Raw genomic sequence first — 22687 nt, forward strand, 5'->3', positions numbered from 1 at the left:
CCGGACGCCGCGCCACTAGAGCGGCGCGCAACCGAACCCTCGACCAATTTTCGCGGATCTCATCGAGCATGGACGACAAATTCAACACCGCCGCCGGATGGGTGCTTTTCGCCGGGATCATCGCTCTCGGATCATCGATCGTGTCGGGCATGGTGTTCCATGCCGACAATCCGGAATCGCCGGAGCAGCCGGGCTACTTCATCGATGCCCCCGAAGAGGGTGCGGAAGAGGCCGGGCCCGACCTCGGCACGCTGCTCGCCAGCGCCGATGCGACGGCGGGCGAGGCGGTCTTCGCCAAATGCACCGCCTGTCACACGATCAATCAGGGCGGAGCCAACGGCATCGGTCCGAATCTCTACGGCGTGTTCGGCACCGCCATCGGTGCGCACGCGGCCGGTTTCGCCTATTCCAGTGCGCTTTCCGAACACGGCGGGCAGTGGACCTGGGAAAACATGGACGCATGGCTCAAGAGCCCGCGTGCCTTCGCCAGCGGCACCAAGATGAGCTTCGCCGGGCTTTCCAGCCCCGAGGATCGGGCCAACGTGATGGAATATCTCGCCGCCAACGGCGGGGCTCCCGCCAAGCCCGCTCCGGCCGCGCCGGAAGCGGCTGCGGAGGGCGAGGCGGTCGATGGTGCGGGCGAGGGGCCGGGTGTCACCGAAGGCGAAGAGGCCGACGCCGCGGTTGCGGCGGGAGCCATGGGCGACGAGCAACCAGTGCCTTCCGACAATCCGGCGACCGTCAACTAGGGCGGTTCTTGCGGCGCCGTCAGCCGCGCCCCTTGAAGCCTTTCGCGATCACGTACCATTCGGACGAGCCCTTGCGGCTCGCCGGCGGCTTGGCGTGCTTGACGCTGGCAAAATGCGATTTCAGCAGCTTGAGCAGTTCGGTGTCGGTGCCCCCGGCGAGGACCTTGGCGACGAAGGTTCCGCCCTTGGCGAGCGTGTCGGTGGCGAACCAGGCAGCGGCCTCGACCAGCCCCATCGTGCGCAGGTGATCGGTCTGCTTGTGTCCGACGGTATTGGCGGCCATGTCGCTCAGCACCAGGTCGGGTGGGCCGTCTAGCGCGGCTTCGAGCCGTGCGGGGGCCTCGTCGGCCATGAAGTCCATCTCGAAGATGGTGACGCCCTCGATCGGTTCGGTCGGGAGCAGGTCTATCCCCACGATCGCGGCGCGGGGACGCAGCTTGCGCACGACCTGGCTCCACCCGCCCGGCGCGATGCCGAGGTCGACGACCCGCTCGACGCCCTGCAGCAGGTGGAACTTCTCGTCGAGCTCGATGAGCTTGTAGGCGGCGCGGCTGCGATAGCCCTCGGCCTTGGCCTGGCGAACATAGGGATCGTTGAGCTGGCGCTCGAGCCAGCGGGTGGAGGAGGCGGTGCGCTTCTTCGCCGTCCTGACCCGCTTGTCGGGATTGCGCCCGGAACGGGTCATCAGAGGCTCTGCTCGCGCTGCCGGGCGAGCATGGCGCGGCCTTCCTCGCCCTGCGCATCGGCGGCGATGAGGCTGCGCAGGATGCCTTCGCGAATGCCGCGGTCGGCGACGCCTAGCTGCGGCGCGGGCCACAGGTCCATGATCGATTCGAGGATCGCGCAGCCAGCGACCACCAGATTGGCGCGGTCGTCGCCGATGCAGGGGACCGTGCGGCGTTCGGCTTCGCTGATCGTCGATAGCCGGCGGCAGATGCCGCGCATGGAATCGGACGGCACGATCAAGCCGTCGACCGCCTGCCTGTCGTATTGCGGCAGCTCGAGATGGAGGCTGGCGAGCGTCGTCACGGTGCCGCTGGTGCCGAGCAGCCGGATGGTGTCTGCTTCTTCCATCGCCGGGCGGACCCGCTCGGCGAAGGGGGCGAAGCTCTCGTCCACCAGCCGCCGCATCTCGGCATAGCGGCGTTCACGGCCCTGCTGGGTGCCGTCGGGCGGGGGAACGCTGTCGGTCAGGGAGACGACGCCCCAGGGCACGCTCAGCCAGTCGAGGATGCGGGGCACCGGCCCGCCGGGCTCGATCAGCACGAGCTCGGTGGAGCCACCACCGATATCGAAGATCACGGCCGGGCCGATCCCGCTTTCGAGCAGGATGTGGCAGCCGAGCACCGCCAGCCGTGCTTCTTCCTGGGCGGAGATGATGTCGAGCACGATGCCCGTCTCCTCGCGCACACGGGCGATGAAGTCGGCCCCGTTGGACGCCCGGCGGCAGGCCTCGGTGGCGACCGAGCGGGCGAGATGGACATTGCGACGGCGCAGTTTCTCGGCACAGATGTGGAGCGCGGCAAGCGCTCGTTCCATCGCCTCGTCGGAGAGCCGTCCGGTCGCCGCGAGATCCTCGCCGAGCCGGACCACCCGGCTGAAGGCGTCGATCACCGTGAAGTTCTCGCCGGAAGGGCGGGCGATCAGCAAACGGCAGTTGTTGGTACCGAGATCGAGGGCGGCATAGGCCTGACGCCGGGTGCGGCCGTTGCCGGCGTGGATCCGATGCGGGTGAGCGGCGCGGGCGCGCGCCGAAGGGGATGCGGCCGAGGCCGTATCGTTGTGGTCGGGCTGGGAGGGACGCTTGTAGCGGAAATCGGCTACCTTGCCGGACGGTTTGCCCCTCTGTGTACCAGCTCCTCTGGTCAAGTCCGGCGGAGGGCGATCCGCCATGATATCCAAACTCTCTGTTATCCTCCCGCGCGCCGCGCATCGGCGCACGGGGACCTGAGACGGATGCTAATCGCGAAAGCCCCGCGCGGCAAGGCCCGGGGGTGGACGCGGTCTTGACCTTGACGAAGGCCCGAACTAGATGGCCGCCTCCTCGCGATCCTGCCATGCAGGATTCACGTGCGGCCGCGATTGCCCCGTCGTCTAAAGGTAAGACTACGGACTCTGACTCCGTCAATCGAGGTTCGAATCCTCGCGGGGCATCCAGCCAATCCAGTGCCGGTCAATCGGAAGCGCACCTTCCAGGGCTTGCGCTTCGTGCAACAGCCATTCCGACGATAGCGCTGGAGAGAGCGAGACAGCGGCCCTATCCTTGCGCGCGACGTTGGATTAGGTTGCCCCATGGACGGCTTGGACGCCCTGCTTCTCGCCCGGATACAGTTCGCCTTCACGGTGAGCTTCCATTTCATCTTCCCGGCCTTCTCGATCGGGTTGGCGAGCTATCTCGCGGTGCTCGAGGGGCTGTGGCTGAAGACCGGCAAGCCGCTCTATCTCGACCTGTTCAAATACTGGCTGAAGATCTTCGCGATCGCCTTCGCCATGGGCGTCGTCTCGGGGATCGTCATGTCCTACCAGTTCGGCACCAACTGGTCGGTGTTCTCCGATCTCGCGGGGCCGGTGATCGGACCCCTGATGGCGTACGAGGTGCTGACCGCTTTCTTCCTGGAAGCCGGTTTTCTCGGGGTGATGCTGTTCGGCATGGAGCGGGTGGGCAGGAAGCTGCATTTCGCCGCGACGCTGATGGTGGCGGTGGGCACCTGCATCTCCGCCTTCTGGATCCTGAGCGTCAACAGCTGGATGCACACGCCGGCGGGATTCGAGATGGGCGCCAACGGCCAGTTCCTGCCCGGACCCAGCTGGTGGACCATCGTCTTCAATCCCAGCTTTCCCTATCGCCTGGTCCATACCGTTCTCGCAGCCTTCATCACCACTGCCTTCGTCGTCGGCGGGGTCGGCGCGTGGCACCTGCTGAAGGATCGCGGCAATCTCCATGCCCGCAAGATGTTCTCGATGGCGATGTGGATGGCGGCGCTCGTGGTGCCGGTGCAGATTTTCGCCGGCGACCTCCACGGGCTCAACACCATGGAGCACCAGCCGCAGAAGGTCATGGCGATGGAAGGGCATTACGAAAGCCACCCCGACGGCGCGCCGCTCTATCTGCTCGGCATTCCCAACGACAGGGAGCAGCGGCTGGACTACGCCGTCGGCATACCCAAGCTCTCCAGTCTGATCCTCAAGCACGATCTCGATGCGCCGCTCGCCGGGCTCGACACGATTCCCGACGACGAGCAGCCGCCGGTCGGTATCGTGTTCTGGAGCTTCCGGATCATGGTCGGGCTGGGCTTCGCCATGCTGGGCGTGGGGCTGTGGAGCCTGATCGCCCGCTGGCGCGGCAGGCTCTACGATTGGCGCGGGCTGCACCGCGCCGCGCTGGTCATGGCGCCGAGCGGCTTCGTGGCCGTGCTCGCCGGGTGGATCACCACCGAGGTCGGCCGCCAGCCCTATGTCGTCTACAACCTCCTGCGCACTGCCGATGCGGCCAGTCCGCTCGATGCGCCCGCGGTCGGGGCCTCGCTGCTCGCATTCGTGGTGGTCTATTTCTTCGTCTTCGGCGCGGGCGTCTGGTACATCCTGCACCTGATGCACAAGCCGCCGCATGCGGGCGAGTACGGGGTCAAGCGCGGCGACAAGGGCCCGATCCGTACCGCCGGGATCACGCCGGGGCCGACGCAGGACCCGACCGACGAAAGCCGCCGCGACCTGTCGGGGTCCAAACACGAGCCGGAAGAACGGCCATGACCATCGACCTGACGACCGTCTGGGCTTTCATCATCGCCTTCGCCGTGTTCGCCTACGTGGTGATGGACGGGTTCGATCTCGGCATCGGCATCCTGTTCCCCACATTCGAGGTAGGGCCGGAGAGGGACCGGGCGATGAATTCGATCGCACCTGTCTGGGACGGGAACGAGACCTGGCTAGTGCTGGGCGGGGGCGGGCTCTTCGCCGCTTTTCCGCTGGCCTATGCCGTAATCCTGCCCGCGACCTACCCGCTGATCATCGCCATGCTGCTGGGGCTAGTCTTCAGAGGCGTCGCCTTCGAATACCGCTGGCGCGATCCCGACCATCGCGCCCTGTGGGACGTGGCCTTCACCGGCGGCAGCCTGATCGCGGCGATGGCGCAGGGGATGATTCTGGGCGCGCTGCTCCAGGGGATCGAGGTGACGGGTCGCGCCTATTCGGGGAGCTGGTGGGACTGGCTGACGCCCTACACGCTGCTGACCGGGCTGGGCACGGTGGCGGGCTATGCGCTGCTGGGTGCGACCTGGCTGGTGTGGAAGCTGGACGGGGAGAGCCAGCACCATGCCCGCAAGCTCGGCAAGCGCGCCGCCTGGGCGACGCTGGTGCTGATGGGGGCGGTGAGCCTCTACAATGTTTTCCTCAATCCCGAATATGCCGAGCGGTGGCTGACCGCGCCGGAAATCTATCTGGCCGCGCCGGTCCCGGTGCTGACCGGGCTCGTCGCGATCGCCCTGCTTCGCGCGCTGTCGGTGGAACGGCATTCCAAGCCCTTCTGGCTCAGCCTGTCGCTCTTCTTCTTCGGAATGGCGGGCCTGGGGGTGACGATCTGGCCCTATGTCGTGCCTCCCGGGCTGACCATCTGGGATGCCGCCGCGCCCGAGCGCAGCCAGGTCTTCATGCTGGTGGGTGTTGCCATCACCATGCCGCTGATCATCGGCTACACCGCCTGGGCCTATTGGGTGTTCCGCGGCAAGGTGGGCCACGAAGGCTACCACTGATGGACGAGGCCGACGACCGACCGCTGTGGCGGCGTCTGGCCTGGATGGCCGGCATCTGGCTGGCCAGCGTCGCGTCGCTGGGCGCGGTGGCCTGGCTCATCCGCACGTGGCTTGCGCCGTGATCGCACCGCGCGGAGCATTTACACATATAAAAATATCTTTATATCCTCGACGCAATGCGGACCGAGGCGATCTTCCGGGCACTGGCCGACAGCACCAGGCTGCGCATCCTGCGGCTGCTGGAATCGATGGAGCTCGCGGTCGGCGAGCTCGCGCAGGTGCTCGGGCAGAGCCAGCCGCGGGTGTCGCGCCACATCGCGATCCTTTGCGAAAGCGGTCTCGCCGAACGGCGCAAGGAGGGCAGCTGGGTGTTCCTGCGCGTCGCCCGGGCCGAGGGCATCCATGCCGAGACCCTACCGGCACTGTTCGCGCTGATCGACCGGGCGGTCGCCGTCGACGAGGAGCTGGCGCTGACCTGCGAACAGGATCGCCGCCGGCTCGTCGAAATCCGCGCCATGCGCGAGGCGCAGGCGCAGGATTATTTCGCCGCCAACGCCCAGGACTGGGACGAATTGCGGCGGCTTCACAGTTCCGACGATCAGGTCGAGGCAGCGCTTGCGCAGGCGCTCGGATCGCAGCGGCTCGGACGCCTGCTCGACATCGGCACCGGGACCGGGCGGATGGCGGAACTCTTCGCCGAACGCGCCGATCACATCGTCGCGCTCGACAAGAGCCTCGCCATGCTGCGGGTCGCTCGCGCCAAGCTCCAGCACCTGCCCACCGAGCGGATCGAGCTGGTGCAGGGGGATTTCACCGACCTGCCGTTCGGGCAAGCCAGCTTCGACACCGTGCTGTTCCACCAGGTTCTCCATTTCGCGCAGGCGCCGGCCGCCGTGCTGGCGGAGGCTGCGCGGGTCCTCCGCCCCGGCGGGCGGGTGGCGATCGTCGATTTCGACGTCCATGCACGCGAGGATCTGCGCGAGAAACACGCACATGCCCGGCTGGGCTTCGCCGAAGACCAGATGCGCGAATTGCTGGAAGGCGCCGGGTTTCGCGCCGCGGAGCCCGCTGCGCTCGACGATGGCGAGTTGGTCGTGACCATCTGGGTCGCCGAGCGCGTCGGCGCAGAGGCCGAAAGGATCGCATCTTGAGCCCGACCCTGGACCAGATGCGCGAGGCCCAGCGCGCGCTCGAGACGCCGCTGTTCTCGGGCCTGCCCGGAGACATCGAGGTCAGCTTCGAGTTCTTCCCGCCCAAGACCGAGAAGATGGGCGAGACGCTGTGGGAAAGCGTGGCAACGCTCGCCCCCCTGGGTCCGCGTTTCGTCTCGGTAACCTACGGCGCGGGCGGATCGACTCGCGAGCGCACCCATGAACAGGTCGTCCGCATCCAGAACGAGGCGGGCATCCCCGCCGCCGCGCATCTCACCTGCGTCGCCGCGACGCGCGAGGAGGTCGATGCGGTGGCGCGGCATTACTGGGAAGAAGGCATCCGCCACATCGTCGCCCTGCGCGGCGATGCGCCGGACGGCGACAGCGCCTATAGGCCGCATCCGGGCGGATACGAGAATGCGGTCGACCTGATCGAGGGGCTCAGGAAGATCGGCGATTTCGAGATTTCGGTCGCCGCCTATCCCGAGGTTCATCCCGACAGCGCCGATCGCCAGGCCGATCTCGACAACCTCAAGGCTAAGTTCGACGCCGGCGCCACGCGGGCGATCACGCAGTTCTTCTTCGAGCCGGAATGCTTCTTCGACTTCCGCGACAGGGCTGCGGCCGCCGGGATCGCGGGCGAGATCGTGCCGGGGATCATGCCGGTGATGAGCTTCGCCGCGGTCCAGCGCATGTCGGGCCTATGCGGCACCGCGATACCGCACTGGATGGAAGGCCTGTTCGAAGGGCTCGACGATCGGCCCGAGGCGCGCCAGCTGGTCAGCGCCACCATCGCCGCCGAGCTGTGCCGCCGCCTCTATGCTGGCGGGGTGCGGCAGTTCCACTTCTACACTCTCAACCGCGCCGAGCTGAGCTACGCCATCTGCCACATGCTCGGCCTGCGACCGAAAGCATGATCATGTCCAAGCGCGAAGAATTCGAAGCCGCCGCCAGGGCGCGCATCCTGATCAAGGACGGGCCCTATGGCACCGCCATCCAGAATGCGAAGCTGGCGCCGGAGGACTATGCCGGCGCCACCGGGCTGGCGGACGAGCAGAAGGGCAACAACGATCTCGTCAACCTGACCCAGCCGCAGGTCATCCGCGCGATCTGCGACAGCTATATCGACGCCGGGGCGCATATCCTCGCCACCAATACCTTCAACGCCAACCGCATCAGCCAGGCGGATTACGGGGCGCAAGGGCTGGTCCACGAAATCAACGTCGCAGCCGCACGGATCATTCGCGAGGCTGTGGATGCGCGGGACGATGGCGTGCCGCGCTTCGTCGCGGGGGCTGTGGGGCCGACCAACAAGACCCTCTCGCTTTCGCCGGACGTAGAGGACCCGGGCTTCCGCGAGGTCGATTTCGACACCATCGTCGACGTCTATCGCGAGCAATGCGCCGCGCTGGTCGAGGGCGGGGCCGATTTCATCCTGATCGAGACGGTGTTCGATACGCTCAACTGCAAGGCCGCGATCATGGCGGTCAAGCAACTTGAACGCGAACTTGATCGGGACATTCCGCTGATGATCTCGCTGACGCTGACCGATTTATCGGGCCGCAATCTGTCGGGGCATACGGTCGAGGCGTTCTGGTACACGGTGCAGCACGCCAAGCCCCTCACCATCGGGCTCAACTGCAGCTTCGGCGCCGACCAGCTGCGCCCGCATGTGCAGGTCCTCTCCGACATCGCCGACACCTGGCTGATGGCCTATCCCAACGCCGGCCTGCCCAACGATTTGGGCGAATACGACGAGCTGCCCGAGACCACCGCACGGCTGGTCAAGGTCTGGGCCGACAACGGCCGGGTCAATGCGCTCGGCGGGTGCTGCGGGTCGACGCCCGCGCATATCGCCGCAATGGCGCAGGCGGTCGAGGGCATCGCCCCGCGCACACTGCCGAAAGCGAACGCCGAAATGCGTCTCGCCGGCCTCGAACCCTTCACGATCGCCGCTTGATGTCCGATCTCACCACCGCCCGCTTCGTCAATATCGGCGAGCGCACCAACGTCACCGGATCGGCGCGCTTCAAGAAGCTGATCATGGCCGACGATTACGAGGCTGCCGTCGAGGTCGCGCGCGACCAGGTGGAGAACGGCGCGCAGGTGATCGACGTCAATATGGACGAGGGCCTGCTCGACGCCGAGAAGGCGATGACCACCTTCTTGAAGCTGATCGCCGCCGAACCGGACATCGCCCGGGTGCCGGTGATGATCGACAGCTCCAAATGGGAGGTGATCGAGGCCGGGCTCAAATGCGTCAGCGGCAAGCCGATCGTCAATTCGATCAGCATGAAGGAGGGCGAGGAGGCCTTCCTTGACCATGCGCGGAAATGCATGGACTACGGCGCGGCCGCGGTCGTCATGGCGTTCGACGAGGTGGGGCAGGCCGACACGAGGGACCGCAAGGTCGAAATCTGCGCTCGCGCCTACGACCTGCTCACCGGGATCGGCTTTCCGCCGCAGGACATCATCTTCGATCCCAACATCTTCGCGGTGGCGACGGGGATCGAGGAACACGACCGCTACGGGCTCGATTTCCTCGAGGCGGTGGCCGAGATCAAGCAGCGCTGCCCGCATGCCAAGACCAGCGGCGGGCTCTCCAACCTCAGCTTCAGCTTCCGCGGCAACGAGACCGTGCGCCGCGCGATGCATTCGGTGTTCCTCTATCACGCGATCCCCGCCGGGCTCGACATGGCGATCGTCAATGCCGGCCAGCTCGACGTCTACGACCAGATCGATCCCACCTTGCGCGAGGCCTGCGAGGACGTGATCCTGATGCGGCGCGGGGGCGGGGAAGGGGGCAAAAGCGCGACCGAACGCCTGATCGACCTCGCCGAAAGCTACAAGGGCAAGAGCGCGGCCGACGAGAAGGCCGAAGAGGAATGGCGCGGCTGGGACGTGAAGCGCCGCCTCGAACACGCGCTGGTCAAGGGGATCGATGCGCATGTCGTGGCGGACACGGAGGAAGCACGCGAATTGACTGCCGCCACCGGTGGCCGCCCGATCGAGGTGATCGAAGGCCCGTTGATGGACGGGATGAACGTCGTCGGCGACCTGTTCGGCAGCGGCAAGATGTTCCTGCCCCAGGTGGTCAAGTCTGCCCGCGTGATGAAGAAGGCGGTCGCCCACCTCATCCCCTTCATCGAAGCGGAAAAGGACCTGCTCCCCGAAAGCCAGCGCAAGGCCAAGGGCAAGATCGTGATGGCGACGGTCAAGGGCGACGTCCACGACATCGGCAAGAACATCGTCGGCGTGGTGCTCCAGTGCAACGGCTACGACGTGGTCGACCTCGGCGTGATGGTGCCGTGGTCGAAGATTCTCGAGGCGGCGAACGACAGCGGCGCGGACATGATCGGGCTTTCGGGCCTCATCACGCCCTCGCTCGACGAGATGGTCACCGTGGCCGAAGAGATGAAGGCGGCGGAGATGTCGATGCCGCTGCTGATCGGCGGGGCGACCACCAGCAAGGTCCACACCGCGCTGCGGATCGACCCGGCCTATCCCGGCCCGGTGATCCACGTGCTCGACGCGAGCCGGGCGGTCGGCGTCGCCAGCCGCTTGCTGTCGGACACCCAGCGCGACGAATTCGTCGACACCACCGCCGCCGAATACGTCAAGGTGCGCGAAGCGCGCGAGGGCAAGTCGCAGAGCGTGCTGCTGAGCCTGGAGGAAGCGCGGGCGAATTATTACGACGCCTTCCTCTCCGACAAGCCGGCCCCGCCGCTGCAGAAGGGTCGCCACGTTTTCGACGACTGGGACCTAACGGACCTGCGCGACTATATCGACTGGACGCCGTTCTTTCGCGCCTGGGAACTGGCCGGCAATTACCCCGCGATCCTCGACGACGAAGTGGTCGGCGAGACCGCGCGCGATCTCAAGCGCGATGCCGACGCCATGCTCGAGAAGATCATAGGCGAGAAATGGCTGACGGCGAGGGGAGTCGCCGCATTCTGGCCCTGCGCGCGGGACGGCGACGATGTCACGCTTCACGACACCGAGGGCGAGACCCACACGGTCCTTCCGTTTCTGCGCCAGCAAGTGAAGAAATCGCGCGACCGGGCGAACATGTGCCTGGCCGATTTCATCGATCCGGCCGGCGACTGGATCGGCGGTTTCGCGGTCGGCATCCACGGGATCGAGCCCCATTCCAAGCGCTTCCTCGCCGACAAGGACGATTATTCCGACATCCTGCTGAAGGCGCTCGCGGACCGTTTCGCCGAAGCCTTCGCCGAACGGCTGCACCAGCACGTGCGGACCGATCTGTGGGGCTATGCGCCTGCCGAACAGCTCACCAACCAGGCGCTGATCAAGGAAGAATATCGCGGTATCCGCCCGGCCCCGGGCTATCCCGCCTGTCCCGATCACAGCCTCAAGCCGATCCTGTTCGACCTGCTCGATGCGGGCGAGACCGCGGGGCTCACGCTGACCGAAAATTTTGCGATGATGCCCACGGCGGCGGTGAGCGGCTTCTACTTCGGTCATCCCGAAGCGGAGTATTTCGGCGTCGCGCGCATCGGGCGCGACCAGCTGGAGGACTATGCCGCGCGGCGCGGTGTGGATATCGACACCGCGACGCGCTGGCTGCGCCCCAATCTCGATTGACCGGGCGGACAGAGTCGCGCAGGGAACTGGCGTCGGCCGCGAGAGCGATTCTGCGGCGGGCGCGCACGGGAGAGATCGCTGGGCTCCGGCCAGGCGGCGCCGAAGGAGCAACCGCCCCGGAAACTCTCAGGCCAACGGACCGCGCGCGACCCATCGACACTCTGGAAAGCGCCGCGCGAGGTTTTCGCACGGCCACCGAAGGGGAAGGCCCGTCGCATTGACCGGGCTAAGCTCTCAGGTTTCCCGACAGAGGGGGCATGGGTTGGAACGGTGCCCGCGGGGCACCGCCATGTGTGCGGGAAACGATTGTGAGCGACGATTCCGAAGACCTGAAGACCCTGCCGCTCGATGGATGGCACCGCGCGAAGGGCGCGCGCATGGTCGGCTTCGCCGGCTATCACATGCCGATCCAGTACAACAAGGAACAGGGCGGCGGGATCGTCGCCGAGCATGAATGGACGCGGAGCCAGGCGAGCCTGTTCGATGTCAGCCATATGGGCCAGCTGATGCTGACCGGCGAGACTGCGGCGGCGGAGCTCGAGAAGCTGCTGCCCGGCGCCATCGCCTCGCTCAAGCCCGGGCGGGTGCGCTATTCACTGCTGCTCGACGAGGACGGCGGCATCCTCGACGATCTGATGGTCACCAACGCCACGCCCTGGATCGAGCCGGTGCTGGGCGACGAGGGCGAGGAAATCGAGCCGGGCCGCTGGGGCGAGCCGGCCTATTACATGGTCGTCAACGGCGCGACCAAGCATGACGACATCGCCTTCCTGCGCGAGCATCTGTCGGACGATGTCACGCTCAACCACATGGAAGACCACGCGCTGATTGCGCTCCAGGGCCCCAAGGCGGCAAACGCGCTCGGCCGGGTGATGCGCGGCGTGCCCGACGGGCTCGTATTCATGCAATCCACACTCTACGATTTCGGCGAATGGCCGCTACGGATCACTCGCGCGGGATACACCGGGGAAGACGGGTTCGAAATCTCGATCCCCGCCGAATTCGCCGAATCTCTGGCGGACAGGCTCTGCGCCGAGATCGAGGTGCGCCCCGCCGGGCTCGGCGCGCGCGACAGTCTGCGGCTCGAGGCCGGCCTGCCGCTTTACGGCCACGATCTCACCGCCGAGATCGATCCGGTCAGCGCCGACCTGACCTTTGCGCTCAGCAAGCCGCGGCGCGAGACCGGGGGCTATCACGGCCATGCGCGGATCGCCGCCGCGCTCAAGGACGGCCCGCAAAGTTTCCGCGTCGGCCTGACGCTAGAAGGCCGCCTGCCCGCACGCGAAGGGGCGGATGTTTTCTCCGGCGAGGACAAGGTCGGAACCGTCACCAGCGGCGGCTTTTCGCCCACGCTCGGCCATCCGATCGCGATGGCCTATGTCGACAAGGCGCATGCCGATCCCGGAACCGAACTCGAGGTCATGGTTCGTAACAAGCGACTGCCCGCGAAGGTCGCCGCCATGCCCTTCGTCCCGCACAACTACTATCGAGGAAACTGACCGATGGCGCGTTACTTCACCGAAGAACACGAATGGATCGATGTCGAGGGCGACACCGCCACCGTCGGCATCACCGATTTCGCGCAGGAGCAACTGGGCGACATCGTCTTCGTCGAACTGCCCGACGTCGGGGCGATGATCGACAAGGGCAAGGATGCCGCCGTGGTCGAGAGCGTCAAGGCCGCGAGCGACGTCTACGCCCCGATCAGCGGCGAGGTCACCGAGACCAACGATGCGCTCGACGAGGATCCGGCGCTGGTCAATTCCTCGCCCGAGGAAGGGGGCTGGTTCTTCAAGCTCACCATCGGCGACAAGAGCGAGCTCGACGGGCTGATGGACGCCAAGGCCTACAAGAGCTTCTGCGACGGGCTTTGACCGTACGCTTCCCCTCCTCTTGAACGGAGGGGCTGGAGACTGACATGCGCTACCTTCCCCTGACCGATGCCGACCGCGGCGACATGCTGGCGGCGATCGGCGCGTCCTCGATCGACGACCTTTTCGTCGATGTGCCCGAGGAAGCCCGGCTCGACGGACCGATCCACGGGTTGCCGATGCACGCCTCCGAAATGGCGGTCGAGAAACACATGCGGCGGCTCTCCAAGAAGAACCTCGCGGCGGCGGACGCGGCGTTCTTCTGCGGGGCGGGGGCCTATCGCCATCATGTGCCCGCTTCCGTCGATCACATCATCCAGCGCGGCGAGTTCCTAACCGCCTACACGCCCTACCAGCCCGAGATCGCGCAGGGCACGCTGCAGATGCTGTTCGAGTTCCAGAGCCAGGTTGCGCGCCTTTATGGCTGCGCGGTGGCGAACGCCTCGATGTACGACGGCTCGACCGCGTGCTGGGAAGCGGTGGCGATGGCCGGGCGGGTTACGAAGAAGAAGCGCGTGGTCCTCTCGGGCGCGCTGCACCCGCATTACGCCGAGGTCGTGAAGACCATGGCCAGGTTCACCGAAGACGAGATCGCCGGGGCGCAGCCCTCGCTCACCCCGGCGCCCGACGTCGATGGGCTGATTGCGCGGATCGACGAGAGCACCTCGAGCGTGGTGGTGCAATATCCCGACATCCTCGGGCGGCTGACCGACCTCCGGAAAGTCGCCGACGCGGCGCATGCGAAGGGCGCGTTGCTGATCGTGGTCAACACCGAGCCGGTTGCGCTGGGCGCGGTAAAATCGCCGGGCGAACAGGGCGCGGACATCGTCGTCGGCGAGGGCCAGGCAATCGGCGTCGGCCTGCAGTTCGGCGGGCCCTATCTCGGCCTCTTCGCGGTGCGCGATCCCAAGCATGTGCGCCAGATGCCCGGGCGTCTGTGCGGCGAGACGCAGGATGCGGAGGGCAAGCGCGGCTTCGTGCTGACGCTTTCCACGCGCGAACAGCATATCCGCCGCGAGAAGGCGACCAGCAATATCTGCACCAACAGCGGGCTGTGCGCGCTGGCCTTCAGCGTCCACATGACCTTGCTCGGCGAAAAGGGCCTGCGCGCTCTGGCGGCGGAGAACCACCGCCTCGCCTGCCTCGCCGCCAACCGGCTGGCCAGCGTGCCCGGCGTCACCGTGCTCAACGAAAGCTTCTTCAACGAGTTCACCCTGCGGCTGGGCACGGATGCGCGCGAGGTCGTGCGTAAGCTGACGGACGATCACATCCTCGCGGGCGTCTCGCTCGGGCGGCTGTTCCCCGACGATGCCGATCTCGCCGACGGTCTGCTGGTCGCGGTCACCGAAACCACCACGGAAGAGGATATCGAAACCCTGGCCGCCGCGCTGAAAGGAGTGCTGGCATGAATGCTCCCAACGCATCGGGCTGGAAGCCCGGCACGCCTGTTTCCGGAGAGGAGGAGCCGGCCGGTCCGCCGACCCACACCGGCAACCGGGCGCTGATGCTCGAGGAGCCGCTCATCTTCGAGATCGGCAGCACCGAGACCACCGGCGTCGATTTCGGTTTCGCCGCGCGTCTCGACCTGGCGGGCGTGGAGCAACCGGAAAAGCCGACCTCCGCCGAAGCGACGAGATCGCGCCTCGGAGACCTCGAGCGGAGCGAGCCCTTCGGCCTGCCCGGTCTGACCGAACCGGAAACCGTGCGCCACTACACCCGGCTCAGCCGCCAGAACTACGCCATCGACCTGGGGCTGTTTCCGCTCGGCTCCTGCACGATGAAGCACAATCCGCGCCTCAACGAGAAGGTGGCGCGGATGCCGGGCTTCGCCGACGTCCATCCCCTACAGCCGGTGGACACCGTGCGCGGCGCGCTGGAGGTGATCAACGAACTCGCCTTCTGGCTGATCGAGTTGACCGGCATGCACGGCGTCGCGATGAGCCCCAAGGCGGGTGCGCATGGCGAGCTGTGCGGTATCCTGTGCATCCGCGCCGCGCTCGAGGCGCGGGGCGACGCGCGAGAAGTGATCCTGGTCCCCGAGAGCGCGCACGGCACCAATCCGGCGACCGCCGCCTTCGCGGGGTACCGGGTCGAGGACATTCCGGCGAACGCGGACGGCCGGGTCGATCTGGAGGCGCTCAAGGCCAGGCTCGGCCCCGACGTGGCGGGAGTGATGATCACCAACCCCAACACCTGCGGTCTGTTCGAGCGCGACATGAAGGCAATCTCCGACGCGGTCCACGCGGCGGGCGGCTTCGTCTATTGCGACGGCGCGAACTTCAACGCCATCGTCGGCAAGGTGCGCCCTGGCGACCTCGGCATCGATGCGATGCACATCAACCTCCACAAGACCTTCTCCACGCCGCATGGGGGAGGCGGCCCCGGCTCCGGCCCGGTCGTGCTGTCCGAGGCGCTCAGCCCCTTCGCCCCGCTGCCCTACACCGCGCGGACGAAGGACGGCGTCGTTCATCTGGTCGAGGAGGAGCAGGCCGACAGCTTCGCGCGCGAGCATTTCGGCGGGCCGCTGCAGAGCTTCGGCCGGATGACCGCCTTTCACGGCCAGATGGGCATGTTCACTCGCGCGCTGACCTATATCCTCAGTCACGGCGCGGACGGGTTGCGGCAAGTGGCCGAAGACGCCGTGCTCAACGCGAACTACATCCTGCGCAGCCTGGAGGATGTGCTCCACGCGCCTTTCGGCCATAGCGGACCCTGCATGCACGAGGCGCTGTTCGGCGACAAAGGCTTCGCCGAAGGGCTCTCGACGCTCGATCTGGCCAAGGGACTGATCGACGAGGGCTATCACCCGATGACGATGTATTTCCCGCTGGTGGTCCACGGCGCGATGCTGGTCGAGCCGACCGAGACCGAAAGCAAGGCCGCGCTCGACCAGTTCATCGGTGCGCTGCGCAGCGTCGCGGAACGCGCCAAGGCAGGCGACGAAAGCCTGGCCAGTGCACCGCACTACGCCCCGCGTCGCCGGCTCGACGAGACCCTGGCGGCGCGCAAGCCCGTGCTCGCGTGGAACGATCCGAACCTGACCTAGAAGCCGATCTTCGGGCTTGCGGCGCGCAACCCTGCGCCTATGACGGCGCAGCATAAAGACAACATCGGGATCGCATCACTCCGCACGGGAGGGCGGCTTGAGCGACGCGAAGAGGGAAAATTTCCTCAGAAGAGGATGGCGCAACGTGCGCGAGGCCGGGCCCCGGCGGCTCGCGCTGACGGCTGTCCTCGTGGTCCTTGCATTGCTGCTCGCCCGCTTCGGCTGGTCGGTCCCCGGCGTCGCCGAGGCCGAACGCGAGTTCTACGATTTCCGTACCTACCTCGAGGCCGACCGGAACGACGTGCCGCAGGACGACCGGGTGGTCATGGTGGTCTACAACGACCAGACCCTGATCGCCGCGCGCAAGCGCTCCCCGCTCGATCGCGGTATCCTGGCGCGAGCCCTGCAGACCATCGACGGCATGGGTGCAAAGGCGATCGGCATCGATATCCTCTTTGACCAGCCACAGGACGAGGACGAGCTGCTGGTCGAGACCTTGCGGAGCATGAAGACGCCGGTCGCCGTCGCCTATGCCGATACGGACGAGAACGAAGAGAACATCATCTTCGAACAGGAACAGTACCTGCGCGAGTTCCAGGCGGCGCTGGCTGGGACCCGGGCCGAGCCGGGAAGCGTCCGGCTGAGCGATTCCTTCGGCACCACGCGAACCTGGCCAAACATCGTCGAGGGTCAGCCGCCGCTGCTCGGGCGAGTGATGCTGGACGCTGCAGGCGAATCGGGCCGTACCCTGCCCGGTTACGACGGGGCGGTCCGTTACCGCCTGCCGAAGGACGCGGGGGTGCCCGTCTATTCCTACCTCCCGATCGATGCCTTCGCCGATCCCGAACTGATGGCCATTCCCGAACTGGCCGAGGGCCTTCGTCAGCAGATCGCCGGCCGCTACGTCCTCATCGGCGGGGACATCGTCGATATCGACCGGCTGGCGACCCCGCTATCCAACGCGATGGGCACGCCCGAGCCACCGGGGATCGAATTCCACGCCACCAGCATCTCGCAGATGCTCGACGGTGCGGCGCTGCCGCGACCGGTCCCGGGGACGATCTGGCTGCTCGCGGTGCTGGTCATCGCCATGGCGGTGCTTTCGGGTCTGCTCGAATGGGGCAGCTGGCGGGTCTACGCCCTGTTCGGTGCCCAGTTCGCGATCATCATCGCGGTGCCGATCATTATGGCGCTGAACGGTGTCGACACCTACAACTTTCCCGCGGTCGGGCTGGTGCTGGGCTGGCTCCTCGCCTTTACCGCGGTCACCTCGGCCGCGCGCGCCTCCGGCGCCGTGCAACGCAATTTCGCGCAAGGCGCGCTCGGCAAATATCTTCCCAAGGAAATGGCCGACGAGATCATCGAGCATCCCGAACTGCTCTCGCTCCACGGCGAGAAGAAGCAGATCTACGTGCTCTTCTCGGACCTCGAGGGGTTCACCAAGATGAGCCACGCGATCGAGCCGGAGATGGTCGCCAAGCTGCTCAACCGCTATCTGGCGATCCTCTCCGACGTGGTCCTCGAACACGGCGGCATTCTCGACAAGTTCATCGGCGATGCGGTGGTGGCCTTCTGGGGCGCGCCGATCGCCCGGCCCGACGATGCCGACCGCGCCGCGCGAGCGGGCTTTGCCATCTGGCAGGCGGGCGAGGCCTTCCGCGACGAGGTAGCGGCGATGGACCCGAACCTGCCGAAGATCGGCAAGACCCGTGTGGGCCTCCATTTCGGCGAGGCCGTCGTCGGCAATTTCGGCGGCGAGAACCGCATCCAGTACACTGCGCTCGGCGATTCGATGAACACCGCGGCACGGATGGAATCGGGCAACAAGGCGTTCGGCTCCTCGATCATGGCGACCGGCGACTTCGCTCGCCGCACCAGCATGGACTGGTGGCGGCCGATGGGGCGGGTGGTGCTGTCGGGCCGCTCCAGCCCCGTCGAACTGTTCGAGCCCGCACCCGATTTTCCCGAGGGCGAACGCCAGGCGCTTCGGGACGCGCTCGACCTGCTCGATCGCGACCGCGCGGCAGGGCTGGCGGCGGTCGAGGCGCTGGCGGCGCGCCATCCGGACGATGCCGCGCTTCAGGCGCTGGCGCGGCGCAGCGCCGATCTCGACGAGAGGGGCGCGCATGTTCTCGGATCGAAATAGCGGCCGGAGCCTTCGCGCACCCGCGCCGCCGAAACATCATTTCACGCTGTCGTGGCCAGATGACAGGACCTTACGAAATCTGCTAAAGAAACACAGGATACGGACGAAGGAGGCATGTATGTCTTGGGATAGAACCTTGGCGCGGACGGCCGTGCTTATGCTGGCGAGCGCCGGTATCGCGCTTGCCGCGCCGGCGGTTGCGGGCGTCGTGGTCAAGTCGAGCGGTCCGTCCGCCGGGCAATATCCGGTGGGCAAGAAGCTCGACGATGCATCGTCGATCACGCTTAGGGCGGGCGATTCGGTTACTGTCCTCACCGACGGCGGCACGCGGGTGATCAGCGGTGCGGGCACGCACCGCGTGGGTGCGGGCGGCGCGAGCAAGCGCTCCACCTTCGCGGTCCTCACCCGCCAGCGCTCCGGCGCGCGGGTGCGCACCGGGGCGGTGCGTTCGGGCACCAGCGCAGTGGCCGCGTCCAACCCCAATCTGTGGAACCTCGACGTGTCCCAAGGCGGGCGGATGTGCGTGGTCGATACCGGTGCGATCAACATGTGGCGCGCCGACACGACGGAGGAAGCGACCTACATGTTCGGCCGGTCCGGCAGCGACTTCAACGTGCCCGTGACCTTCAGTGCCGGCGTGTCCCAGGCCTCGCTCGACGGGGACAAGCTCCCGGTTGCGGATGGACAGGCCTTCACCCTGACCGGGCCGGATGGCGGAACCGGCAGCACGGTGGAATTCGTCGTCCTCGACGAAGCCCCCGCGGATGTCGAAGGCATGGCTGCCGCGCTCGCATCCAACGGATGCCAGTCGCAGCTTGACCTTCTCGCGGATAGAATGATGATGGTGGAATGATCTAGCTTTCGGGGTCGCCGAATCGCGCCGCCGCCCGCGGCGCACCGGCAGGCGGGCTGCACTCCGAACACGGGGGCGGGCCGCATTTGGGGGAGCGCAGATGCGCTACGTTAGCATGGGGGAAAGGTCCGTCTTCCTTCCGGGCCTGAGATCGTTGCGCCATGCGGGATTTCGCCGCACGGGGCTGGCGTTCGCGTGCCTGGTCCTGGCGCTTGCGGCCGCCTGGATCGGTTTCGGTACCCGGGCCGAAGCGCAGGGCGGCGCGCAATACGTCGGCGTGGCGACCTGTGCCGGATCGACCTGTCACGGAAGGGCCGAAGGCAACGGCGCGGTTGTCCGGCAGGACGAGATCGCGACCTGGCAGGAGCCCTCCTCGCCCAGCGGCGCGCACAGCCGTGCCTATGCCGTCCTCGGCTCCCCCCGCGGCCGGCAGATCGCAGCCAGCCTCGGCCTCGGCGCGGCGACAAGCGCGCCGGCCTGTCTCGGCTGCCACGCGACCTACGTGCCCGAGAGCCAGCGTGGCGCGCGGTTCATCACCGCCGACGGTGTGGGCTGCGAGAGTTGCCACGGTCCGGCGGAGAACTGGCTGGCGGTGCATTACGCACGCCCCGCGACCCATGCGAGCAATGTCCGCGCGGGCCTCACGCCGCTGACGCAGCCGCAGGTCCGGGCGCAGGTGTGCCTCGACTGCCATTACGGCAGCGCCAAGACCGGGCAGTTCGTCAGCCACGAGATGATGGCGGCGGGCCATCCGCGGGTATCCTTCGAGCTCGACCTGTTCAGCGCGCTGCAGCAGCATCACGACATCGATGCCGATTATCGCGCCCGCAAGGGCGGCACCGACAGCGCGCGGCTGTGGGCGGTAGGCCAGGCGGAAGCGGTGCGTCGCCAGACCGACCTCTATGCCCGGCCCGATCTCGGCATGCAGGGCGCCTTCCCCGAATTCTACTTCCTCGACTGCCACAGCTGCCACCGGACCATCACCGACGGGCCGCAGCGCAAGCTGACCTTCGAGAGCAATCCGGCCCGCCCGATCCCGTTCGGCAACCCGCCCTTCAACGACGAGAACATGATCCTGCTCTCGGCGGTCTCGCGTACGCTCGCACCCCAGCAAGGTGCCGCCTTCGACGAGGCGAGCAAGGGTTTCCACCGCGCCATGGGCCAGAGCCGCGCCGCCTCGCAGGAAGCGGCGGTGGCGCTGCGCGAACGCGCCGAGGCGCTGTCGAACGCGCTCGCTGCACGGGCATACTCCGAAAGCGACACATTCGCGATCGTCGCCGCGATCGCCGGGGAAGCGACGCGGCCGCGCTTCACCGACTACGCCGGATCGGTCCAGGCGGTGATGGCCGTCGACACGCTGCTCAACGCGCTGGTGCGCGAAGGCCAGGTGACGGTCGGGGCGGCGGCGGGCATCCGCGCCAGCATCAACCGCGCCTATGCCGCGGTCGACACCCCCAATTCCTATCGTCCGGAAGCCTTCCGCAGCGCGCTCGGCCAGGCGGCCGGTGCTATCGGATCCTTGCGATGAGGACATCGCGCGGGGTCGCCGCGGCCACCATCGCCATGCTGCTCGTCACCGCGTGCGGAGGCGGCGACAGCTCGACCGGTGGCAACACCGGCGCGGCGCCGACGCCCACCCCGACCTCGGGCACTCCATTCGGATCGGTCTACACCGCCCCGGCGCAGGAAGCGCTTACCGTCGCCGAGGTACAGCGGATCATCGCGCAGGCCGCAGGCGAGGCCGATGCGCGCAGCTTGCCCGCGGTGATCGCGGTGGTCGACCGCGTGGGCAACGTCCTTGCCGTTTACAATATGAATGGCGCGCGCAACCGCTCGCTGATCAGCAGGGTGACCGCCACCGGCCAGCTCAACGACGTCGATGTCGATTTCCAGGGCGTGGAAATCGATTCAGTCATAGCGGCTATCGCCAAAGCCATTACCGGCGCGTATCTCTCGAGCGCGGGCAACGCCTTTTCGTCCCGCACGGCCAGCCAGATTGTCCAGGCGAACTTTCCGCCGGCACCCAATACGGTGGGGCTGGAAAGCGGCCCTCTCTACGGTGTGCAATTCAGTCAGCTGCCATGTTCCGACCTCAATACGCGATTCCAGCCGGCGGGCGGGCCGGGCGCGCTCATCGGCCCGAAGCGTTCCCCGCTGGGCCTTTCCGCGGACCCCGGTGGCTTCCCGCTCTACAAGAACGGCGTCCTGGTCGGCGGGATCGGTGTCATGGCCGACGGCGACTATGCCTTCGACAGCAATGTCATCGACCTTCAGGTCGACAGCGAGGAGGCGATCGCGCTGGCGGGCATGCAAGGCTTCGCCCCGCCCGACGCGATCCGCGCGGAGCGCATCACCGTCGACGGCACCAATCTGATCTTTTCCGACATGCGCGTGCAGGACCTGTCCCCGCTGCAGACCGATTTCGCCGCGATCAACGGCACGCGCGGCCTGTTGGTCGCGGTGACCGGCTACACCGCCGGGGCGATCATCCCGGGTACGCCCTATGGCAGCGAAGCCAGCGGGTATCGCCGCGCGACGTCCGCCGACTTCGCCTTCGCCGACGCCTTCGTGCTATCCAACGGGTCGGGTGCCAACCGCTATCCCATTCGCGACGCGACCGATGCGGGTGCCGTCGGCACCCCGCTTTCGTCCGCCGAAGTGCGCGCGGTGCTCGAGGAAGCCTACAAGGTGCTCAGCCGGGCGCGCGGGCAGATTCGCCGGCCGCTCGACAGTCCGGCTCAGGTAACGATCAGCATGGTCGACACCTATGGCGCGGTGCTCGGTCTCGTCCGCTCGCCCGATGCGCCGATCTTCGGCACCGATGTCTCGCTGCAGAAGGCGCGCACCGTCGCGTTCTTCTCCAATCCGGCCGCCGCGCAGCAACTTCAGGCCAATCCCGATGGCGGCGTGGCCGATTATGTCACGCGCGCACGCGATTTCTTCGGCGATCCGGCCGCTTTGACCGGAAAATTCGCCTTCGCCGCGCGGTCGGTCGGCAATCTTTCGCGCCCGCATTATCCCGATGGCGAAGCTGGGCGGTCCCCCGGTCCATTCTCGCACCCGATCGAGGACTTCAATCCCTTCGCCACCGGGCTCCAGGCGGCGCTGATCAAGTCCAATGTGGTGCAGCATGTGCTGTTCACGCAAGGCGCGCCGTTCAGTGACACTGCCCAGCAATGCACCCTGTCGCCGCCGGCGCCCACGGGGCAGCGGCGGCTCGCCAACGGCATACAGATCTTCTCCGGCGGCGTGCCGATCTATCGCGGCAGCCAGCTGGTCGGCGCCATCGGCGTGTCCGGCGACGGCATCGATCAGGACGACATGATCTCGTTTCTGGGGGCACACATTGGCGGAGCGCGGGTCGGCTCGATCGGCAATGCGCCGGTATCGATCAGGGCCGATCAGATCGTGATCCCGGTCGGTGCCGGGGTTCGTCCGCGTTACGTCAATTGTCCCTTCGCCCCGTTTCTCGACGACCCGGTCCAGAACGTCTGCCAAGGGCTTTGACGGTTCGCCGC

The 22687-nt window shown here is 67.0% G+C and carries 18 protein-coding genes, 1 tRNA gene and 1 riboswitch; of the genes, 17 read left to right on the forward strand and 2 right to left on the reverse strand.

The genetic code is table 11. The features are described 5' to 3' along the window. The first annotated feature begins 68 nt into the window (after window positions 1–68). Window positions 69–749, forward strand: a complete 681-nt coding sequence (locus ACGHN1_RS03500; protein WP_390548365.1) for a c-type cytochrome — start codon at window positions 69–71, stop codon at window positions 747–749. 19 nt (window positions 750–768) lie between these two features. Here the strand turns inward: ACGHN1_RS03500 and ACGHN1_RS03505 are convergent, their stop codons facing one another. After that, window positions 769–1434 carry an RlmE family RNA methyltransferase gene (locus ACGHN1_RS03505; RefSeq protein WP_390548367.1) on the reverse strand — a complete coding sequence of 222 codons (666 nt, stop codon included), beginning with the start codon at window positions 1432–1434 and terminating at the stop codon, window positions 769–771. Further along, window positions 1434–2642, reverse strand: coding sequence for a Ppx/GppA phosphatase family protein (locus ACGHN1_RS03510; protein WP_390548369.1), 1209 nt, complete (start codon window positions 2640–2642; stop codon window positions 1434–1436). The genes ACGHN1_RS03505 and ACGHN1_RS03510 overlap by 1 nt, the downstream gene beginning before the upstream one ends. 190 nt (window positions 2643–2832) lie before the next feature. On the opposite strand from ACGHN1_RS03510, the gene ACGHN1_RS03515 reads away from it, so the two are divergent. The 16 genes from ACGHN1_RS03515 (at window position 2833) to ACGHN1_RS03590 (ending at window position 22676) form a co-directional block, all read left to right on the forward strand. Further along, window positions 2833–2906: transfer RNA gene (locus ACGHN1_RS03515), tRNA-Gln, on the forward strand. A gap of 135 nt (window positions 2907–3041) precedes the next feature. Then, window positions 3042–4499 (forward strand): cytochrome ubiquinol oxidase subunit I, encoded by a 1458-nt coding sequence (locus ACGHN1_RS03520; RefSeq protein WP_390548371.1) that lies wholly within the window; start codon window positions 3042–3044, stop codon window positions 4497–4499. Further along, on the forward strand, window positions 4496–5497 hold the full coding sequence (gene cydB, locus ACGHN1_RS03525) for a cytochrome d ubiquinol oxidase subunit II (protein WP_390548373.1): 1002 nt from the start codon (window positions 4496–4498) through the stop codon (window positions 5495–5497). Before ACGHN1_RS03520 ends, cydB begins: the two co-directional genes overlap by 4 nt. Continuing rightward, entirely contained in the window at window positions 5497–5619 is a 123-nt protein-coding gene (locus ACGHN1_RS03530) for a DUF2474 domain-containing protein (RefSeq protein ID WP_390548375.1), read from the forward strand. Before cydB ends, ACGHN1_RS03530 begins: the two co-directional genes overlap by 1 nt. A gap of 54 nt (window positions 5620–5673) precedes the next feature. Beyond that, entirely contained in the window at window positions 5674–6648 is a 975-nt protein-coding gene (locus ACGHN1_RS03535; RefSeq protein WP_390548377.1) for an ArsR/SmtB family transcription factor, read from the forward strand. Window positions 6649–6665: 17 nt separating this feature from the next. Then, on the forward strand, window positions 6666–7565 hold the full coding sequence (gene metF, locus ACGHN1_RS03540; protein WP_390549759.1) for a methylenetetrahydrofolate reductase [NAD(P)H]: 900 nt from the start codon (window positions 6666–6668) through the stop codon (window positions 7563–7565). A gap of 2 nt (window positions 7566–7567) precedes the next feature. Beyond that, window positions 7568–8608, forward strand: coding sequence for a homocysteine S-methyltransferase family protein (locus tag ACGHN1_RS03545; RefSeq protein ID WP_390549761.1), 1041 nt, complete (start codon window positions 7568–7570; stop codon window positions 8606–8608). Continuing rightward, a complete protein-coding gene (gene metH / locus ACGHN1_RS03550; protein ID WP_390548379.1) occupies window positions 8608–11253 on the forward strand; it encodes a methionine synthase in 2646 nt (881 codons plus the stop codon). Before ACGHN1_RS03545 ends, metH begins: the two co-directional genes overlap by 1 nt. A gap of 151 nt (window positions 11254–11404) precedes the next feature. Beyond that, window positions 11405–11513: riboswitch (glycine riboswitch) on the forward strand. A 48-nt stretch (window positions 11514–11561) separates the two neighbouring features. Then, complete coding sequence (gcvT, locus tag ACGHN1_RS03555; protein ID WP_390548381.1) at window positions 11562–12752, forward strand: glycine cleavage system aminomethyltransferase GcvT; 1191 nt, start codon at window positions 11562–11564, stop codon at window positions 12750–12752. A 3-nt stretch (window positions 12753–12755) separates the two neighbouring features. Further along, window positions 12756–13127 (forward strand): glycine cleavage system protein GcvH, encoded by a 372-nt coding sequence (gene gcvH / locus ACGHN1_RS03560; protein WP_390548383.1) that lies wholly within the window; start codon window positions 12756–12758, stop codon window positions 13125–13127. Window positions 13128–13171: 44 nt separating this feature from the next. After that, window positions 13172–14533 (forward strand): aminomethyl-transferring glycine dehydrogenase subunit GcvPA, encoded by a 1362-nt coding sequence (gene gcvPA, locus ACGHN1_RS03565; protein WP_390548385.1) that lies wholly within the window; start codon window positions 13172–13174, stop codon window positions 14531–14533. Next, a complete protein-coding gene (gene gcvPB, locus ACGHN1_RS03570) occupies window positions 14530–16170 on the forward strand; it encodes an aminomethyl-transferring glycine dehydrogenase subunit GcvPB (RefSeq protein ID WP_390548387.1) in 1641 nt (546 codons plus the stop codon). Before gcvPA ends, gcvPB begins: the two co-directional genes overlap by 4 nt. A gap of 97 nt (window positions 16171–16267) precedes the next feature. Beyond that, window positions 16268–18316 (forward strand): CHASE2 domain-containing protein, encoded by a 2049-nt coding sequence (locus ACGHN1_RS03575; protein WP_390548389.1) that lies wholly within the window; start codon window positions 16268–16270, stop codon window positions 18314–18316. A gap of 118 nt (window positions 18317–18434) precedes the next feature. Further along, window positions 18435–19169 (forward strand): hypothetical protein, encoded by a 735-nt coding sequence (locus ACGHN1_RS03580; RefSeq protein WP_390548391.1) that lies wholly within the window; start codon window positions 18435–18437, stop codon window positions 19167–19169. Window positions 19170–19269: 100 nt separating this feature from the next. Next, on the forward strand, window positions 19270–20697 hold the full coding sequence (locus ACGHN1_RS03585; RefSeq protein WP_390548393.1) for a multiheme c-type cytochrome: 1428 nt from the start codon (window positions 19270–19272) through the stop codon (window positions 20695–20697). After that, a complete protein-coding gene (locus ACGHN1_RS03590) occupies window positions 20694–22676 on the forward strand; it encodes a heme-binding protein (RefSeq protein ID WP_390548394.1) in 1983 nt (660 codons plus the stop codon). Before ACGHN1_RS03585 ends, ACGHN1_RS03590 begins: the two co-directional genes overlap by 4 nt. Window positions 22677–22687 lie beyond the last annotated feature (11 nt).

It is taken from the genome of Qipengyuania sp. MTN3-11 (assembly GCF_042851825.1).
GTDB lineage: Bacteria > Pseudomonadota > Alphaproteobacteria > Sphingomonadales > Sphingomonadaceae > Qipengyuania.

Excerpts from the sequence above, each read along its gene's own strand:
- ACGHN1_RS03500 (WP_390548365.1), top strand. The coding sequence starts at position 69 with ATGGACGACAAATTCAACACCGCCGCCGGATGGGTGCTTTTCGCCGGG.
- ACGHN1_RS03505 (WP_390548367.1), bottom strand. The coding sequence starts at position 1,434 with ATGACCCGTTCCGGGCGCAATCCCGACAAGCGGGTCAGGACGGCGAAG.
- ACGHN1_RS03510 (WP_390548369.1), bottom strand. The coding sequence starts at position 2,642 with ATGGCGGATCGCCCTCCGCCGGACTTGACCAGAGGAGCTGGTACACAG.
- ACGHN1_RS03520 (WP_390548371.1), top strand. The coding sequence starts at position 3,042 with ATGGACGGCTTGGACGCCCTGCTTCTCGCCCGGATACAGTTCGCCTTC.
- cydB (WP_390548373.1), top strand. The coding sequence starts at position 4,496 with ATGACCATCGACCTGACGACCGTCTGGGCTTTCATCATCGCCTTCGCC.
- ACGHN1_RS03530 (WP_390548375.1), top strand. The coding sequence starts at position 5,497 with ATGGACGAGGCCGACGACCGACCGCTGTGGCGGCGTCTGGCCTGGATG.
- ACGHN1_RS03535 (WP_390548377.1), top strand. The coding sequence starts at position 5,674 with ATGCGGACCGAGGCGATCTTCCGGGCACTGGCCGACAGCACCAGGCTG.
- metF (WP_390549759.1), top strand. The coding sequence starts at position 6,666 with ATGCGCGAGGCCCAGCGCGCGCTCGAGACGCCGCTGTTCTCGGGCCTG.
- ACGHN1_RS03545 (WP_390549761.1), top strand. The coding sequence starts at position 7,568 with ATGTCCAAGCGCGAAGAATTCGAAGCCGCCGCCAGGGCGCGCATCCTG.
- metH (WP_390548379.1), top strand. The coding sequence starts at position 8,608 with ATGTCCGATCTCACCACCGCCCGCTTCGTCAATATCGGCGAGCGCACC.
- gcvH (WP_390548383.1), top strand. The coding sequence starts at position 12,756 with ATGGCGCGTTACTTCACCGAAGAACACGAATGGATCGATGTCGAGGGC.
- gcvPA (WP_390548385.1), top strand. The coding sequence starts at position 13,172 with ATGCGCTACCTTCCCCTGACCGATGCCGACCGCGGCGACATGCTGGCG.
- gcvPB (WP_390548387.1), top strand. The coding sequence starts at position 14,530 with ATGAATGCTCCCAACGCATCGGGCTGGAAGCCCGGCACGCCTGTTTCC.
- ACGHN1_RS03580 (WP_390548391.1), top strand. The coding sequence starts at position 18,435 with ATGTCTTGGGATAGAACCTTGGCGCGGACGGCCGTGCTTATGCTGGCG.
- ACGHN1_RS03585 (WP_390548393.1), top strand. The coding sequence starts at position 19,270 with ATGCGCTACGTTAGCATGGGGGAAAGGTCCGTCTTCCTTCCGGGCCTG.
- ACGHN1_RS03590 (WP_390548394.1), top strand. The coding sequence starts at position 20,694 with ATGAGGACATCGCGCGGGGTCGCCGCGGCCACCATCGCCATGCTGCTC.